The organism is Salmonella sp. SSDFZ54 (assembly GCF_004010735.1).
GTDB classification, from domain to species: Bacteria; Pseudomonadota; Gammaproteobacteria; order Enterobacterales; family Enterobacteriaceae; genus Salmonella; species Salmonella enterica.
This window is the reverse complement of the sequence record NZ_CP034819.1, coordinates 3201056-3217294: the sequence shown is the minus strand read 5'-3', so window position 1 is coordinate 3217294 and position 16239 is coordinate 3201056. Positions and strand designations below refer to the sequence as shown.

The 16239-nt window shown below is 51.7% G+C and carries 15 protein-coding genes and 1 pseudogene; 11 read left to right on the top strand and 5 right to left on the bottom strand.

Annotated features, from left to right (window positions below; all coding sequences use genetic code 11):
• Positions 1-223 precede the first annotated feature (223 nt).
• The 5 genes from cyoA to cyoE are packed head-to-tail and all read left to right on the top strand — an operon-like array spanning position 224 to position 5017.
• On the top strand, positions 224-1180 hold the full coding sequence (gene cyoA / locus EOS97_RS15870; RefSeq protein ID WP_001239448.1) for a cytochrome o ubiquinol oxidase subunit II: 957 nt from the start codon (positions 224-226) through the stop codon (positions 1178-1180).
• 10 nt (positions 1181-1190) lie between these two features.
• On the top strand, positions 1191-3182 hold the full coding sequence (cyoB, locus tag EOS97_RS15865) for a cytochrome o ubiquinol oxidase subunit I (RefSeq protein WP_127836173.1): 1992 nt from the start codon (positions 1191-1193) through the stop codon (positions 3180-3182).
• Positions 3172-3786, top strand: a complete 615-nt coding sequence (locus EOS97_RS15860; RefSeq protein WP_000179833.1) for a cytochrome o ubiquinol oxidase subunit III — start codon at positions 3172-3174, stop codon at positions 3784-3786. The genes cyoB and EOS97_RS15860 overlap by 11 nt, the downstream gene beginning before the upstream one ends.
• Positions 3786-4115, top strand: coding sequence for a cytochrome o ubiquinol oxidase subunit IV (locus tag EOS97_RS15855; protein ID WP_000019878.1), 330 nt, complete (start codon positions 3786-3788; stop codon positions 4113-4115). Before EOS97_RS15860 ends, EOS97_RS15855 begins: the two co-directional genes overlap by 1 nt.
• An 11-nt stretch (positions 4116-4126) precedes the next feature.
• Positions 4127-5017, top strand: coding sequence for a heme o synthase (cyoE, locus tag EOS97_RS15850; protein ID WP_000971352.1), 891 nt, complete (start codon positions 4127-4129; stop codon positions 5015-5017).
• A gap of 85 nt (positions 5018-5102) precedes the next feature.
• Here the strand turns inward: cyoE and EOS97_RS15845 are convergent, their stop codons facing one another.
• Positions 5103-6593: a tetratricopeptide repeat protein gene (locus tag EOS97_RS15845; protein ID WP_000595931.1), complete on the bottom strand. Its 1491-nt coding sequence runs from the start codon at positions 6591-6593 to the stop codon at positions 5103-5105.
• Between the two features lie 11 nt (positions 6594-6604).
• Complete coding sequence (locus EOS97_RS15840) at positions 6605-8116, bottom strand: SEL1-like repeat protein (RefSeq protein ID WP_000404189.1); 1512 nt, start codon at positions 8114-8116, stop codon at positions 6605-6607.
• A 174-nt stretch (positions 8117-8290) separates the two neighbouring features.
• On the opposite strand from EOS97_RS15840, the pseudogene EOS97_RS27230 reads away from it, so the two are divergent.
• Positions 8291-8422 (top strand): annotated as a pseudogene (locus tag EOS97_RS27230) (IS5/IS1182 family transposase); the annotation flags it as partial.
• Positions 8423-8652: 230 nt separating this feature from the next.
• Positions 8653-10017, top strand: coding sequence for an MFS transporter (locus tag EOS97_RS15835; RefSeq protein ID WP_127836172.1), 1365 nt, complete (start codon positions 8653-8655; stop codon positions 10015-10017).
• Between the two features lie 46 nt (positions 10018-10063).
• On the opposite strand, the gene EOS97_RS15830 is transcribed toward EOS97_RS15835, so the two are convergent.
• Positions 10064-10555 carry a YajQ family cyclic di-GMP-binding protein gene (locus EOS97_RS15830; RefSeq protein ID WP_001138913.1) on the bottom strand — a complete coding sequence of 164 codons (492 nt, stop codon included), beginning with the start codon at positions 10553-10555 and terminating at the stop codon, positions 10064-10066.
• A 125-nt stretch (positions 10556-10680) separates the two neighbouring features.
• Here EOS97_RS15830 and panE point away from each other — a divergent pair, with 125 nt between their 5' ends.
• The gene (panE, locus tag EOS97_RS15825; RefSeq protein ID WP_000705814.1) at positions 10681-11592 is read left to right on the top strand and encodes a 2-dehydropantoate 2-reductase; all 912 of its coding nucleotides are present in this window, start codon (positions 10681-10683) and stop codon (positions 11590-11592) included.
• Entirely contained in the window at positions 11555-12145 is a 591-nt protein-coding gene (gene yajL, locus EOS97_RS15820; RefSeq protein ID WP_001275809.1) for a protein deglycase YajL, read from the top strand. Before panE ends, yajL begins: the two co-directional genes overlap by 38 nt.
• Before the next feature lie 96 nt (positions 12146-12241).
• On the opposite strand, the gene phnX is transcribed toward yajL, so the two are convergent.
• Together phnX and phnW are read right to left on the bottom strand one after the other, a co-directional pair.
• Positions 12242-13051 carry a phosphonoacetaldehyde hydrolase gene (gene phnX / locus EOS97_RS15815; RefSeq protein ID WP_023165955.1) on the bottom strand — a complete coding sequence of 270 codons (810 nt, stop codon included), beginning with the start codon at positions 13049-13051 and terminating at the stop codon, positions 12242-12244.
• A 9-nt stretch (positions 13052-13060) separates the two neighbouring features.
• Positions 13061-14164: a 2-aminoethylphosphonate--pyruvate transaminase gene (phnW, locus tag EOS97_RS15810; RefSeq protein ID WP_000203962.1), complete on the bottom strand. Its 1104-nt coding sequence runs from the start codon at positions 14162-14164 to the stop codon at positions 13061-13063.
• A gap of 139 nt (positions 14165-14303) precedes the next feature.
• On the opposite strand from phnW, the gene phnR reads away from it, so the two are divergent.
• Both phnR and phnS read left to right on the top strand, forming a co-directional pair.
• On the top strand, positions 14304-15023 hold the full coding sequence (phnR, locus tag EOS97_RS15805) for a phosphonate utilization transcriptional regulator PhnR (RefSeq protein ID WP_000836265.1): 720 nt from the start codon (positions 14304-14306) through the stop codon (positions 15021-15023).
• Positions 15024-15220: 197 nt separating this feature from the next.
• Positions 15221-16234, top strand: a complete 1014-nt coding sequence (gene phnS / locus EOS97_RS15800; RefSeq protein ID WP_000778008.1) for a 2-aminoethylphosphonate ABC transporter substrate-binding protein — start codon at positions 15221-15223, stop codon at positions 16232-16234.
• The last annotated feature ends 5 nt before the right edge of the window (positions 16235-16239 follow it).

Genomic DNA, 16239 nt, shown 5'->3' with positions numbered 1-16239 from the left:
GTTATACCAATTATCCCTCAACATCCCACTTACAGACCTCATCCGTTATAACGCAAAGTTTCAACAGTGTCTTAAAGTTATTTCGACATACTTGGCAACATATGTGACATGCGCGGCAGAACTTGGTAACACAGAACCAATCATGTTTACAGTAATGTAACCTTACCGTAAAATGCCCCTACACTTTAAACGCCACCAGGTCCCGTGGAATTGAGGTCGTTAAATGAGACTCAGGAAATACAATAAAAGTTTGGGATGGTTGTCATTAATTGCAGGCACTGCATTACTCAGTGGCTGTAATTCTGCGCTGCTGGATCCCAAAGGACAGATTGGACTGGAGCAACGTTCGCTGATACTGACGGCATTTGGCCTGATGTTGATCGTCGTTATTCCCGCCATCTTGATGGCTGTTGGTTTCGCCTGGAAGTATCGTGCGAGTAATAAGGATGCGAAGTATAGCCCGAACTGGTCACACTCCAATAAAGTGGAAGCCGTGGTCTGGACGGTGCCTATCTTAATCATCATTTTCCTTGCCGTACTGACCTGGAAAACCACGCACGCGCTTGAACCAAGCAAGCCGCTGGCGCATGACGAAAAACCGATCACCATCGAAGTGGTTTCCATGGACTGGAAATGGTTCTTCATCTATCCGGAGCAGGGTATCGCCACCGTCAACGAGATCGCCTTCCCGGCGAACACGCCGGTTTATTTCAAAGTGACCTCCAACTCCGTGATGAACTCCTTCTTTATCCCGCGTCTGGGTAGCCAGATTTATGCCATGGCCGGTATGCAAACACGTTTGCATCTGATCGCCAACGAACCCGGAACCTACGATGGCATCTCCGCCAGCTATAGCGGCCCGGGCTTCTCTGGTATGAAGTTTAAAGCTATCGCCACCAAAGACCGCGCAGAATTCGACCAATGGGTCGCAAAAGCGAAGCAGTCTCCGAACACCATGAATGATATGGCGGCGTTCGAGAAAGTGGCTATGCCAAGCGAGTACAACAAGGTGGAATATTTCTCCAGCGTGAAACCAGATTTGTTCAAGGACGTTATTAACAAATTCATGGACCACGGTAAGAGCATGGACATGACCCAACCTGAAGGTGAGCACAGCTCGCATGAAGGAATGGAAGGTATGGACATGAGCCACGCGGAATCCGCCAACTCCAAGGGTTGAGGAAGATAAGATGTTCGGAAAATTATCACTGGATGCAGTACCGTTCCATGAACCTATCGTCATGGTAACGATCGCTGCAATTATCGTCGGGGGACTGGCGATACTGGCAGCGATTACTTACTTCGGTAAGTGGACCTACCTATGGAAAGAGTGGTTAACGTCGGTTGACCATAAACGCCTCGGCATCATGTATATCATCGTCGCGATTGTGATGCTGTTACGTGGCTTCGCCGATGCCATCATGATGCGTAGCCAGCAGGCGCTTGCCTCCGCAGGCGAAGCGGGTTTTCTACCGCCGCACCACTACGATCAGATCTTTACCGCTCACGGCGTAATCATGATCTTCTTCGTGGCGATGCCCTTCGTTATCGGTCTGATGAACCTGGTGGTTCCGCTGCAGATCGGCGCGCGCGACGTTGCGTTCCCTTTCCTGAACAACCTGAGCTTCTGGTTCACCGTTGTCGGCGTTATTCTGGTTAACCTCTCGCTGGGCGTGGGTGAATTCGCGCAGACAGGGTGGCTGGCTTATCCGCCGCTATCGGGAATAGAGTACAGTCCCAGCGTCGGGGTCGATTACTGGATATGGGCGTTGCAACTCTCGGGTATTGGTACGACGTTAACCGGTATCAACTTCTTCGTGACGATCCTGAAGATGCGTGCGCCGGGTATGACGATGTTCAAGATGCCGGTCTTTACCTGGGCCTCTTTGTGCGCCAACGTACTGATCATCGCCTCTTTCCCGATTCTGACGGTTACCGTCGCGTTGCTGACCCTGGATCGCTATCTGGGCACCCATTTCTTTACCAACGATATGGGCGGCAACATGATGATGTACATCAACCTGATTTGGGCCTGGGGCCATCCGGAAGTGTACATTCTGATTCTGCCGGTCTTCGGGGTATTCTCCGAAATCGCAGCGACCTTCTCGCGTAAACGTCTGTTCGGCTATACCTCGCTGGTTTGGGCGACCGTCTGTATTACCGTACTGTCGTTTATCGTTTGGCTGCACCACTTCTTCACGATGGGCGCAGGCGCGAACGTTAACGCCTTCTTCGGTATCACCACCATGATTATCGCCATCCCGACCGGGGTGAAGATCTTCAACTGGTTGTTCACCATGTATCAGGGCCGTATCGTCTTCCATTCCGCAATGATGTGGACCATCGGCTTTATCGTGACCTTCTCGGTCGGCGGTATGACCGGCGTGCTGCTGGCGGTACCGGGCGCGGACTTCGTCCTGCACAACAGTCTGTTCCTGATTGCGCACTTCCATAACGTGATCATCGGCGGCGTGGTGTTTGGCTGCTTCGCGGGTATGACCTACTGGTGGCCGAAGGCGTTTGGCTTCAAGCTGAACGAAACCTGGGGTAAACGCGCCTTCTGGTTCTGGATTATCGGTTTCTTTGTAGCCTTTATGCCGCTGTACGTACTGGGCTTCATGGGCATGACCCGTCGCCTCAGCCAGCAAATTGATCCGCAGTTCCATACGATGCTGATGGTTGCCGCCGCCGGTGCCGCGCTGATTGCGCTGGGTATCCTGTGCCAACTGATTCAGATCTTCGTTTCTATTCGCGACCGCGATCAGAACCGCGATCTGACCGGCGACCCATGGGGTGGCCGTACGCTGGAGTGGTCAACCTCGTCTCCGCCGCCGTTCTATAACTTTGCCGTTGTGCCGCACGTTCACGAACGTGACGCCTTCTGGGAAATGAAAGAAAAAGGCGAAGCGTACCAAGAGCCTGGACAGTATGAAGAGATTCATATGCCGAAAAATAGCGGTGCCGGTATTGTTATCGCCGCCTTCGCGACGGTATTTGGCTTCGCCATGATCTGGCATATCTGGTGGCTGGCGATAGTGGGTTTCGCAGGCATGATCATCAGCTGGATTGTAAAAAGCTTTGATGAAGATGTGGATTACTACGTGCCGGTCCCGGAAGTCGAAAAACTGGAAAACCAGCATTTCGATGAGATTACTAAGGCAGGGCTGAAAAATGGCAACTGATACTTTAACGCACGCGACTGCCCACGCGCACGAACACGGGCACCATGACGCAGGCCAGAACAAAATCTTCGGATTTTGGGTCTACCTGATGAGCGACTGCATTCTGTTCTCTATTCTGTTTGCTACCTATGCCGTTCTGGTGAACGGCACCGCTGGCGGCCCGACAGGTAAGGACATTTTCGAACTGCCGTTCGTTCTGGTTGAAACCTTCCTGCTGTTATTTAGCTCCATTACCTACGGCATGGCGGCGATCGCCATGCACAAGAACAACAAGAGCCAGGTTATCTCCTGGCTGGCGTTGACCTTCTTGTTCGGTGCCGGATTTATCGGGATGGAACTCTATGAATTCCATCACCTGATTGTTAACGGTATGGGCCCGGATCGCAGCGGCTTCCTGTCTGCGTTCTTCGCGCTGGTCGGCACGCACGGTCTGCACGTCACTTCCGGTTTGATCTGGATGGCGGTGCTGATGGTGCAAGTTGCCCGTCGCGGTCTGACCAGCACTAACCGTACCCGCATCATGTGCCTGAGCCTGTTCTGGCACTTCCTGGATGTGATTTGGATTTGCGTATTCACTGTTGTTTATCTGATGGGGGCGATGTAATGAGTCATTCTACCGAGAGCGGCGGCGCATCCCACGGCAGCGTAAAAACGTACATGACCGGCTTTATCCTGTCGGTCATCCTGACGGTTATTCCATTCTGGATGGTGATGACCGGCGCTGCCTCTCCGGCCGTTATTCTGGGATCTATCCTGGCAATGGCAGTGGTGCAGATTTTGGTGCATCTGGTGTGTTTCCTGCACATGAACACCAAATCTGATGAAGGCTGGAACATGACGGCCTTCATCTTTACCGTGCTGATCATCGCCATCCTGGTTGTGGGCTCCATCTGGATTATGTGGAACCTCAACTACAACATGATGATGCACTAAGAGCGGCGAGTATGATGTTTAAGCAATACCTGCAAGTAACGAAACCAGGCATCATCTTTGGCAACCTGATCTCGGTGATCGGGGGATTTCTGCTGGCTTCAAAGGGCAGCATTGACTATCCCCTGTTCATCTATACGCTGGTCGGGGTGTCACTGGTTGTGGCGTCGGGTTGTGTATTTAACAACTACATCGACAGGGATATCGACAGGAAGATGGAAAGGACCAAGAATCGGGTGCTGGTCAAAGGCCTGATTTCTCCTGGCGTCTCGCTGGTATACGCCACCCTGCTGGGTATTGCTGGCTTTATGCTGTTGTGGTTTGGCGCCAATCCTCTGGCCTGCTGGCTGGGGGTAATGGGCTTCGTGGTCTACGTTGGCGTGTACAGCTTGTACATGAAGCGTCACTCCGTCTACGGAACGCTGATTGGTTCTCTCTCCGGCGCAGCGCCGCCGGTGATTGGCTACTGCGCCGTAACGGGCGATTTTGACAGCGGCGCGGCGATTCTGTTGGCTATTTTCAGTCTCTGGCAGATGCCGCACTCTTACGCCATCGCCATTTTCCGCTTTAAGGACTATCAGGCGGCCAATATCCCGGTTCTGCCGGTGGTAAAAGGAATCTCAGTCGCTAAAAACCACATCACGCTGTACATCATTGCGTTTGCCGTTGCAACGCTAATGCTCACGTTGGGCGGTTATGCCGGTTACAAATACCTGGTGGTCGCCGCGGCGGTCAGCGTTTGGTGGCTCGGCATGGCGCTACGCGGTTACAAAGTGGAAGATGATAAGGTCTGGGCGCGCAAGCTGTTCGGCTTCTCTATCATTGCGATTACCGCGCTGAGTATCATGATGTCCGTTGATTTTATGGTGCCGAATTCGCAGAATCTGCTGACTTACGTCTGGTAACAAGCGTTGCTATTGAAAAAACCGCTGTGTCGCAAAACGGCGGTTTTTTTATTCATTTCATCAGGCAGTAACGCCCCACGACTTATCAATTCTGAATAATATGTAAATTATCCGTTTTCAGTAAATCAACTTTTTTACCATTGATTGTTGCCGTCGCTGACTTCACGGTGAAAGTAAGTTTATGGTAATCACACAAGTCACCGTTTTTCATCAAGATATATCCCATCGACTTAAAAGAATCCCCCATACCCTGTTCAGCACCCAGAGTATTGAGACCCAAAGGAGGAAAAGCGACCATTCTTTCGTCACTAACTCCAGCATCATTTTTTAATATCAATTCCACACGTAAGTTCGCAACATGAATTAACTTATTCGTATTGACAACAAATCCAATCTGACACAGAGGAATATTATCAATCCTGCCAAATAATCCCGCATATTTTTCTAATGTTAACTCAGGAAGTTGCTGACTAGAATCATTACGGCGCTTTCGATCTTTTTCACAATAATCAAGGTAATCGCGTTGTGTCATCTTTTTTATATAGCTGTTATCGTAATAGTGCCAGGATTGTTGGCAATCGACATCTACACTCTGGCCATTAAAATACATCTGTGCTAAATAATCAGCGGCCGCCTGTAATTCTTTCTCATAAGCTTTTTTAAAAAAATACAGCGCTTTATCGTAATCAACGTTAACCATTACGCCAGAATAGTACATACGACCTAACGTATACAATGCTTCTCCATTACCTTGCTGCGCCGCCATTTCATACCATTTCCGGGCTTTCTCTCCATCTGGTTGTAATCCCAATCCGGCGTGTTCATAAAGAAAACCTAACAGCGTCTGTGAGTCGGCATCCCCCTTCTCGGCCGAAATTCGGAGCCATTTCAGCGCTTCAGCAATATCTATCGTTTTCGTTTCATTATTAAAATACAAAGTAGAGACCAGTTTTGCCGTCTGATACGCGACCTCAGGATCACCCTCTCTCGCCCAGAGTATCGCGATCCGCGCAAGATGTGATGAGTCAAAACCTATTCGACTCAGCAGTTTTCGCTCATCTGATTGCGGGGCATAAAAATAGAAACTTAAGCCTTGAATAAAATGAGGACGAAATGAAAGGTCTCTATATGCCTCAAGTTTATTACTATAAACACTCCCAATTATACGTTCACTCACCTTTTTATCGAGATTGATATTGGATAGATTAATTTTTTCTCTAAGCTGTTTTGCTAATGTTTTCGCTTGCGTAATATCCTTTTGGGTACCGATGCCATATTCATAGAAATAAGCCGCATTAAAGCAACCATAATCACCGTCCAAATCACAAGCCTGCTCGTAGTACTTTATTGCTTGCGGAATATCCACAGATACTGAAACGCCGTACTCATAAATAAACCCCAACTCCGCCAGCGCTTGAGCGTTATTATCTTTGGCTAACGCTTTTAGCTCATTTAGCGCCTGAATATCTTTCTGCGCAATACGGCTATACAACGCGTCAATATCATCACCTGCCTGGCATACCGATGCGAAAGAAAGCCCAAGCAGAAACAAAATACTCCATTTCCGTTTTATCATTTTTCATTCCCTTATTCTTTATCTAAAAAGCGCACACTGTCAGCTTTCAGTAAATCGACATTCTTACCGTTAATCGTTGCCGTAGCGGATTTCAGCGTAAAATGGATATCGCCGATCCCGTGACAAAAATCTTGCGTATACAGTGGGAGATCGTATGAGGTAACGAGAGGATCAACATCATGATTTTGCATATCTATCCCCAGAGTATTCAAACCGAATGGCGGAATCATTAACGTTTCCTCAGTTGCCATTCCATCATCATTCTTCAGTTCAAGCGTAATATGCAAATTCGCCATGTTACGGATTTTATCTGTGCCAATCTGAAAACTTAATGCGCATTCTTTCGGTTTAGCCGTTATCCCACGAGAGAAAACACTCTCTTTTTTTAGGGTTACTTGAGGTAAAGCATCCGCGTTGTTTTTTCGACTCTGAATATCCGCTGCGCATTTACTCAAAAATATTTTTTCCTCAACTTTCTTACCTACATATCGAGATGCTTTCTTGTAATACGACCAGGCTTTATCACAATCAGGTGCAGTACCTAAACCGTTATAATACATCCAACTCAACGGCATCGTTGAGCGCGAATTAGTACCATCATTTTCAACCTGCGTAAATAATGCCAGCGCTTTAGCGTAATCAGTGCGCCCTGTTGCGCCAGAATAATAGATTTTACCTAGCGCAATCTGTGCATCGCTGTCACCCTGTTCAGCCGCCTGCCCATACCATTTTTGTGCTTCCTGAATGTCTGGCTTAATCCCCCACTCATCGCCCTCTCCCCCCGAATAAATACCCCCCAAGAGAGATTGGGCCTCAACGACGCCTTTTTCCGCGGCGGCGCTAAACCATTTCAACGAGGCTGGCCTGGCCTTATAAGGCTCATCCACATAATGACCAGAGAAATCATTAAGGGTGAGTCGCCCCATCTGATAATCCATTTGCGGGTCGCCATCCTGCGACCATAACGTAGCCAGCCGGAATGTTTTTTCTTGGTTAAATCCAATACGGCTAAAAAAAAGCGCATCGCTCTCGGGTCTATTATTTAGAGCATGAATTAGTATACTAATAAATGCCGCCCGCTGCGATTTATCCGTATCGGCCAATGCTTTTGCCGCGTAAATTTCTTGCGAAAACTTATCGATATACTCTTGCTCAATCAATAAATTATCCAGATTCATTTTTTTAGCATACTTATTGGCCTGAGCACTATCTTTCGCCACTCCGTCGCCATACTGATAAGCATACTTCACATTATAGCAACCATAGTTACCGCCAAGTTCACAGGCCTGCTTGTAATACTGCAACGCCTGTTCGCGATTCATCGGTACATTAAGGCCGTATTCATGGATAAACCCCAGTTCATCCAGAACCGAAGCTCTTTTCTCTACGGGCAAAGCATCAAGATCCTTCTGGGTAAGCGCAGCATATTTTACATCATCTTTACCGTTGTTATCTGAAGCATTCACCTGGCTAACAAATAAAATACCCGCCAAAATACATAATGATAAATATTTAATTTCCATAACGAATTCACTCCTTGAATAATATAATAAATGCGACTGCTGACGAATCTTCTGCCTGATAAACGCGCGCCATCACGCAGAAAGTTTGCTATCAGTCTCGGCGTTGTTGAATAAATCAAATTTTCAGAAGATGGACGAATCTGATCATTGCAGTCGTTTCAGAATCGGGTTCCTATGGCAAAGCAAAAGTTTAAAATCACCCACCGGCCAGCCACACTCAGGCAGCGCGGTTCGCTGACAGTCTGGCTTGACGAGTTCTGCTATTGCAACAGGGAGCAACAGCGCACACCGCCTGAAGGACGTGGCTAACCGCTACACTATACTGATATGGCTCAGATAGCCACTACAGCTCAAGGAGATCGGAATATGAATGAGCACAAGGCTATGCTGACTCTCCCGATCGCCCCTATCGTGTTAACAATTTATCTCTTTTTTAGCTCAACTGTTTCAAAAACATAATATTTGCTAATTAACCCTCTATTTACCCGGCACACTCCCCGCACTACACTACTCCCAGCTTTTATACAGAGGTGGCAATGAACGATTATAAAATGACGCCAGGGGAGCTGCGCGCCACATGGGGTTTAGGGACCGTCTTTTCGTTGCGTATGCTGGGCATGTTTATGGTTCTACCAGTACTGACCACATACGGTATGGCGCTACAGGGCGCCAGCGAAGCATTAATCGGCATTGCGATCGGCATTTACGGGCTGGCGCAGGCTATCTTTCAAATTCCCTTTGGGCTGCTGTCCGACCGCATTGGCCGCAAACCGCTGATTGTCGGCGGACTGGCGGTATTTGTCGCGGGCAGCGTCATTGCCGCGCTCTCCCACTCAATCTGGGGCATTATTCTGGGGCGAGCGCTACAAGGGTCCGGCGCTATTGCCGCCGCCGTCATGGCGCTCCTGTCTGACCTCACCCGCGAGCAAAACCGCACCAAAGCGATGGCGTTTATCGGCGTCAGCTTTGGTATCACCTTCGCGATTGCGATGGTATTAGGGCCGATTGTTACCCATAGTCTGGGATTGAACGCGTTGTTCTGGATGATCGCCGCCCTCGCCACTCTGGGCATTCTTCTGACGATCTGGGTGGTTCCCAACAGTACCAACCATGTGCTGAATCGCGAATCCTGGATGGTCAAAGGCAGCTTCAGTAAAGTGCTGGCGGAGCCGAGGCTGCTCAAGCTCAATTTCGGCATTATGTGTCTGCATATTTTATTGATGTCCACCTTTGTCGCCCTGCCCGGCCAGCTTGCCGATGCCGGTTTCCCTGCCGCCGAACACTGGAAGGTGTATCTGGCAACCATGGTGATCGCCTTTGCCGCCGTCGTGCCTTTTATTATCTATGCTGAAGTCAAACGGCGGATGAAGCAGGTATTCCTGTTCTGCGTGGGGCTCATTGTCGTCGCAGAAATCGTGTTGTGGGGAGCGGGCCAGCATTTCTGGGAGCTGGTGATTGGCGTACAACTCTTTTTCCTCGCCTTTAATCTGATGGAGGCGCTGCTGCCTTCGCTGATTAGCAAAGAGTCGCCCGCGGGGTATAAAGGAACGGCGATGGGCGTCTATTCTACCAGTCAGTTTCTTGGCGTGGCGCTTGGCGGCTCGCTGGGCGGCTGGATAGACGGCACGTTTGATGGGCAAACCGTTTTCCTTGCCGGGGCCGTACTGGCGATGGTATGGCTGGCGGTGGCAAGTACCATGAAAGAGCCGCCCTATGTCAGCAGCCTGCGCGTGGAAATTCCAGCGGATATTGTTGCTGACGACAGGCTAAAACAGCGACTGTTGGCAATGAAAGGCGTAAGCGAAGCGCTGATCGTGGCGGAAGAGCATTCCGCTTACGTCAAAATCGACAGCAAAGTGACCAATCGCTTTGAAGTTGAACAGCTTATCAGCAAAGGATGAATGCTGTATTGCCGGATGGCGGCGAGGCTCTATCCGGCATAACAACTTAATCGCGGAAGTTTTTGAACTGGAACGGCTGGCCCAAATCGCCGCCGCGAACCAGCGCCATTACCGATTGCAGATCGTCACGTGATTTGCCCGTCACGCGAATCTCTTCCCCCTGAATTTGCGCCTGCACCTTCAATTTGCTGTCTTTAATCAGCTTGACGATTTTCTTCTGCACGGCGCTTTCAATGCCCTGCTTCAGCTTCGCTTCCACATACCAGGTTTTACCGCTATGCACGAACTCGTCCGGTACATCCAGCGAAGCGCCTTCAATACCGCGTTTAAGCAGCTTGGCGCGCAGAATATCGAGCAACTGATTGACCTGGAAATCGGACTCGCTCAGCACCTTGATGGTTTTATTGGCATCGTTCAGTTCAATAGTCGCCTCTACGCCACGGAAGTCAAAACGAGACTCAACCTCGCGAACCGCGTTATCCACACCGTTACGCGCTTCCTGCAGATCAACTTCAGAAACAATATCGAAAGATGGCATCTTTTCTTCTCCCTTCATTTTCGTTGCGTTGCATAATACCTGCAACGAGGCTTAACGAGAAGCTTAGCTGATGACGCTATAATTAGCGCCATAACACCTGGCGCTGTTGCAGGTGAGGAGGAACAATGAAAATTACTGTACTGGGATGCGGAGCCTTAGGACAACTTTGGCTTTCGGCACTGTGCAAACACGGACATGACGTACAGGGCTGGCTACGGGTGCCACAACCTTATTGCAGCGTAAATCTGATCGATACCGATGGTTCCTTTTTCAACGAATCACTGACGGCAAACGATCCGGATTTTTTGGCGAAGAGCGAACTGTTATTAGTCACGCTGAAAGCGTGGCAGGTTTCCGACGCAGTACGAACCCTGGCGTCAACCCTACCGGTGACGTCGCCTATCCTGCTCATTCATAATGGAATGGGAACCATAGAAGAGCTGCAAAATATCCAACAGCCGATGTTGATGGGGACTATCACCCATGCTGCGCGCCGCGACGGTAATATCATTATTCATGTCGCTAACGGTACTACGCATATTGGCCCGGCGCGCGAGCAAGACGGCGATTACAGTTATCTCGCCGATATCCTGCAGGGGGTACTGCCCGATGTCGCCTGGCATAACAATATCCGCGCAGAGATGTGGCGCAAACTGGCGGTCAACTGTGTTATCAACCCGCTCACCGCGCTTTGGAACTGCCCGAACGGCGAGCTGCGCCATCATCCTGATGAAATCAACGCAATTTGCGAAGAGGTCGCCGCCGTGATTGAACGTGAAGGCTACCACACATCGGCAGACGATTTACGCTATTATGTTGAGCAAGTGATTGACAGTACGGCAGAAAACATCTCATCCATGTTGCAGGACGTGCGCGCCATGCGCCATACCGAAATTGACTACATCACCGGTTATTTACTCAAGCGCGCCCGCGTGCACGGTCTCGCCGTTCCGGAAAATAGCCGCCTGTTTGAAATGGTAAAGCGAAAGGAGAGTGAGTATGAGCGCTCAGGCACTGGTATGCCTCGCCCCTGGTAGTGAAGAGACCGAAGCGGTCACCACTATCGATCTGCTGGTTCGCGGCGGAATCCACGTCACTACCGCCAGCGTCGCCAGCGATGGCAACCTGACGATTGTCTGCTCGCGCGGTGTAAAGCTACTGGCGGATGCGCCGCTGGTTGAGGTTGCCGACGGCGATTATGACATCATCGTGTTGCCCGGCGGAATTAAAGGCGCCGAGTGCTTTCGCGACAGCCCGCTGCTGGTCGAAACCGTAAAACAGTTTCACCGCTCCGGGCGCATTGTCGCAGCCATTTGCGCCGCAGCCGCCACAGTGCTCGTGCCGCACGATATCTTCCCTATCGGCAATATGACCGGTTTTCCGGCACTGAAAGATAAAATCCCCGCCGAACAGTGGCAGGATAAGCGTGTGGTGTGGGATGCGCGGGTAAAATTATTAACCAGCCAGGGACCGGGTACCGCTATCGATTTTGGTTTGAAAATCATCGACCTGTTGGTTGGTCGTGAAAAAGCGCATGAAGTGGCTTCGCAACTGGTGATGGCGGCGGGGATTTATAACTACTACGAGTAAGAATGATTGCCGGATGGCGGCGTAAACACCTTATCCGGCCTACAAAACGGTACAGTCTGTAGGCCGAATAAGCGGCAGCGCCATCCGGCAGTTATTTTACGGGCGTTCGCCCTGCGCCAGACGCGCATTAATATGCGCAATCACCCCAGGTAAATCCGCCAGTGAATCCACCACGTAATGCGCCCCGGCGGCGTACAGCTTGCTGGCCGCGTGCTCGCGGCGGACCGCAACGTCCTCTTTCGACATTGTCTGATAGGCGTCCCATGTTGCGCCGAATTCGTTACCCGATACCGCCAACCCCACCGTCCACATACCCGCGTTAAGCCCCTCGCTAATGCCCGGCGCGGCATCATCTACCTTCACACAGTGCGCGACCGCATCAATGCCCAGCGCAATCACGTTTTGCAGCGCCATCCACGGCCCCGGGCGACCACCCGCGGCCAGGTCGTCCGTTGCCACCCAATGATCCGGACGATAACCATGCTCAGCGGCGGCAGGGACCAGGCGCTCCATCACCGCTCGTGGGTAACCGGAGCAGGAGCCTATCTTAATGCCCTCGGCTCGTAGCGCCGCGATCGTGTCGACAACTCCGGCAATAGGAGAAGAAAAATCGACAACTTTAGCAATCTGTAACGGCATGAAGGCGGCATAGATGGCATCAATATCTGCTGCGCTCATGGAGCGGCCAAACTTTGCCTGCCAGCGCGCGTCAACAGCAGGTAATTTTCCCAGCGCTTCAATGTGTTGCCATTTACCCAGCCCCATTGGCACGCGTGCTTCGGCGAGGGTGATCTCCACATCAAATGCCTGACGGAACGCCTCGACGAAAATTTGCGTCGGCGCGAAGGAGCCAAAATCGACGGTGGTGCCCGCCCAGTCGAGAATAACAGCGTGAATACGGTTCATCATGGTTCCTTATTTCGTCCAGTACATGGCGGTACGAATGGCGGTCAGCAGGGCAGTGATATCGGCGGCATATACTTCGCCAATGTTGCCGATGCGGAAGCAGTCGCTTTGCGACACTTTGCCAGGATAGATAACAAAGCCCTGCTCTTTGAGGCGGCGATAAAATTCGCTAAAGCGATACTGCGGGTCTTCCGGTGAATAAAAGGCGGTGATAATGGGCGAGTGAAGTTCGTCATCCAGCAGCGTGTTAAAGCCCAGCGCCCGCATTCCGGCCACCAGGCTGCGCTGATTTTGCTGATAGCGTTGATGACGTGCCGCCACGCCACCTTCTTTCGCCAGCTCTTTCAGCGCCTGGGCAAACGCCAGGACGGTATGTGTGGGCGAAGTAAAACGCCATTTGCCGTGGTTATCCTCCATGCAGCGCCACTGGGCGTAGAGATCTAACGACAGCGAGCGGGAATGCCCTTTGCACGCGGCCAGTTTTTGCTCGCGGGCAATCACGAAGGCAAAACCTGGCACGCCCTGAATGCATTTATTGGCGGAGCTGATCAGATAGTCGATGTGTAATGCTGCAATATCCATGGGGATGCCGCCGAAGCTGCTCATGGCGTCAACGATGTAGGTTTTGTCATAGCGCTGCGCCAAAGCGCCCACCTCATCAATGGGGTTGAGCATCCCGGTGGTCGTTTCGCTATGCACCATGGCGATATGGCTGATCGTCGGGTCGGCGTTGAGGATCGCGTCGATCGCCTGCACGTCCGGGCGCGCAACTTCGCCGCAGTCGTAAGCGTGATGGGCGATACCCATAAGGCCGGCCATCTCGACCATTCGTGCGCCGTATGCACCGTTGCTGACGATCAGCACCTTATCCTGCGGCCCCAATGCGCTGCCCAGTACGGCTTCCACAGCATAGCTGCCGCTGCCTTGCAGCAGTACGGAGGTGTAGCCTTCGGAGGCCGTTGCCAGTGCGGTTAGCTGCTGGCGGATCTGTTCCACCACGCCGATATTGTAATCATCATCCCAGGTACAGCTATCGAACAACATCGCTTCTTTCACGGTACGAGAGGTGGTGAGCGGGCCAGGAGTCAGCAGCAGATAGTTACGCGAAGTCATGTTATTTACCTTTGGTCTATACCAGATTGCATTTATCATGACGATCTTTGCCGCGACGGGTCAAAGAGAAAATCGCGCTGCAACAAAAAATTCATCTCTGCTTGTATAATGGCGGCAGGCAAAACGGAAACGAGTAAGCATGAAATCTATCCCGGGCGATATCCCGCAGTACCTGTTGATCAAGGCGCAGCTTCAGGCGCGTATTCAGAGCGGTGCGTTGAAAAGCGGTGATAAACTGCCGTCTGAACGCGAACTGTGCGCGATCTTCAACACCACGCGCATTACTATTCGCGAAAGTCTGGCGCAGCTGGAGTCCAGTGGGCTTATCTGGCGCGCCGATCGTCGCGGTTGGTTCGTTACGCCGGAACGCCTGTGGCTGGATCCGACCCAGAATACCAACTTCCATAAGCTGTGCCGCGAGCAGGGGCGGGAGCCAAAAACCGCGCTACTGAGCGGCGTGTTAACCACCGTGCCTGTCGAGGTCATGGAGCCCCTCCAGCTCCAGCCGTTTGATCAAATCTATCTGCTGACCCGTCTGCGTTACGCCGATGGCCGCGCCGTGTGCTACTGCGAAAACCATTGTTTGCCCGCCCGCGTGCCTGAGCTGCTGCAGTACGATCTCAACGGCAGCCTGACCGAGATATACGAGTCGCACTACAACCTCGTCTATACCAGCATGCATCTGTCGTTCTACCCCACCGCCATGCCTGCGCAGGCCGCACAGGCGCTGGGAGTTATGGAAGGGCGCCCGGCGCTGTTGCTGCGCCGTCTGAACTACGATCAACACGGGCGAGTGCTGGATCTGGATATCGAATACTGGCGTCACGACAGCCTGCGCATTGAGGTAGATACCCACTAGCGGGTGCGCCGGATGTTGGCTGCGGGACTTATCCGGCCTGTCAATCGTATCGTCTCACGGCTATCCGGATAAGCGCAGCATCATCCGGCGTGGACTGATTTATTTCTCTTTCATCGTTTTGTCATATAAGCCGTTTAGCGTAAAAAGCAAACCTGGTATAGGCCAGAAAATGCAACGTACGCTATGAGGCTATTACGATGAAACTTTCCCGACTTGCTCTGCTGTCTGTCTTCGCTCTCGCCAGCGCCCCGTCATGGGCGGAATCGGTGGTCACGGTGTACTCCATCGACGGGCTGCATGATGGCGATAACAGCTGGTACCAGGTACAGTTTGACGCATTCACCAAAGCGACCGGCATTACCGTACGCTATGTTGAAGGCGGTGGTGGCGTGGTAGTGGAACGTCTGGCAAAAGAGCGTACGAATCCACAAGCCGACGTGCTGGTAACCGCGCCGCCATTCATTCAGCGCGCCGCCGCCGAAAAGCTGCTGGCGAACTTTAACACCGACGCCGCCTCGGCTATCCCCGATGCCAACAACCTTTATTCGCCGCTGGTAAAGAACTATCTGAGCTTTATCTACAACAGCAAGCTGCTGAAAACTGCCCCGGCGAGCTGGCAGGATCTGCTTGACGGTAAATTCAAAAATAAACTCCAGTATTCCACGCCAGGTCAGGCCGCTGACGGCACGGCGGTGATGCTGCAGGCTTTCCACAGCTTCGGCAGTAAAGATGCCGGTTTTGCGTATCTCGGCAAGCTGCAGGCCAATAACGTCGGGCCATCTGCCTCTACCGGCAAGCTAACCGCGCTGGTTAATAAAGGTGAAATCTACGTCGCTAACGGCGACCTGCAAATGAACCTCGCGCAGATGGAACGTAACCCGAACGTGAAAATCTTCTGGCCGGCCAACGACAAAGGCGAGCGCAGCGCGCTGGCCATCCCTTATGTCATTGGCCTGGTCCAGGGGGCGCCGCAGAGTGAAAATGGTAAAAAGCTGATTAACTTCCTGCTGAGTAAAGAAGCGCAGACTCGCGTCAGCGAACTCTCCTGGGGAATGCCGGTACGCAGCGACGTGACGCCGAGCGACGAACATTACAAGGCCGCCACTGCCGCGTTAGAAGGCGTGCAGAGCTGGCAGCCAAATTGGGATGACGTAGCCGTTTCGCTGTCGGCAGATATTAGCCGTTGGCACAAAGTGACCGAAAGCGAGTAAGCCTG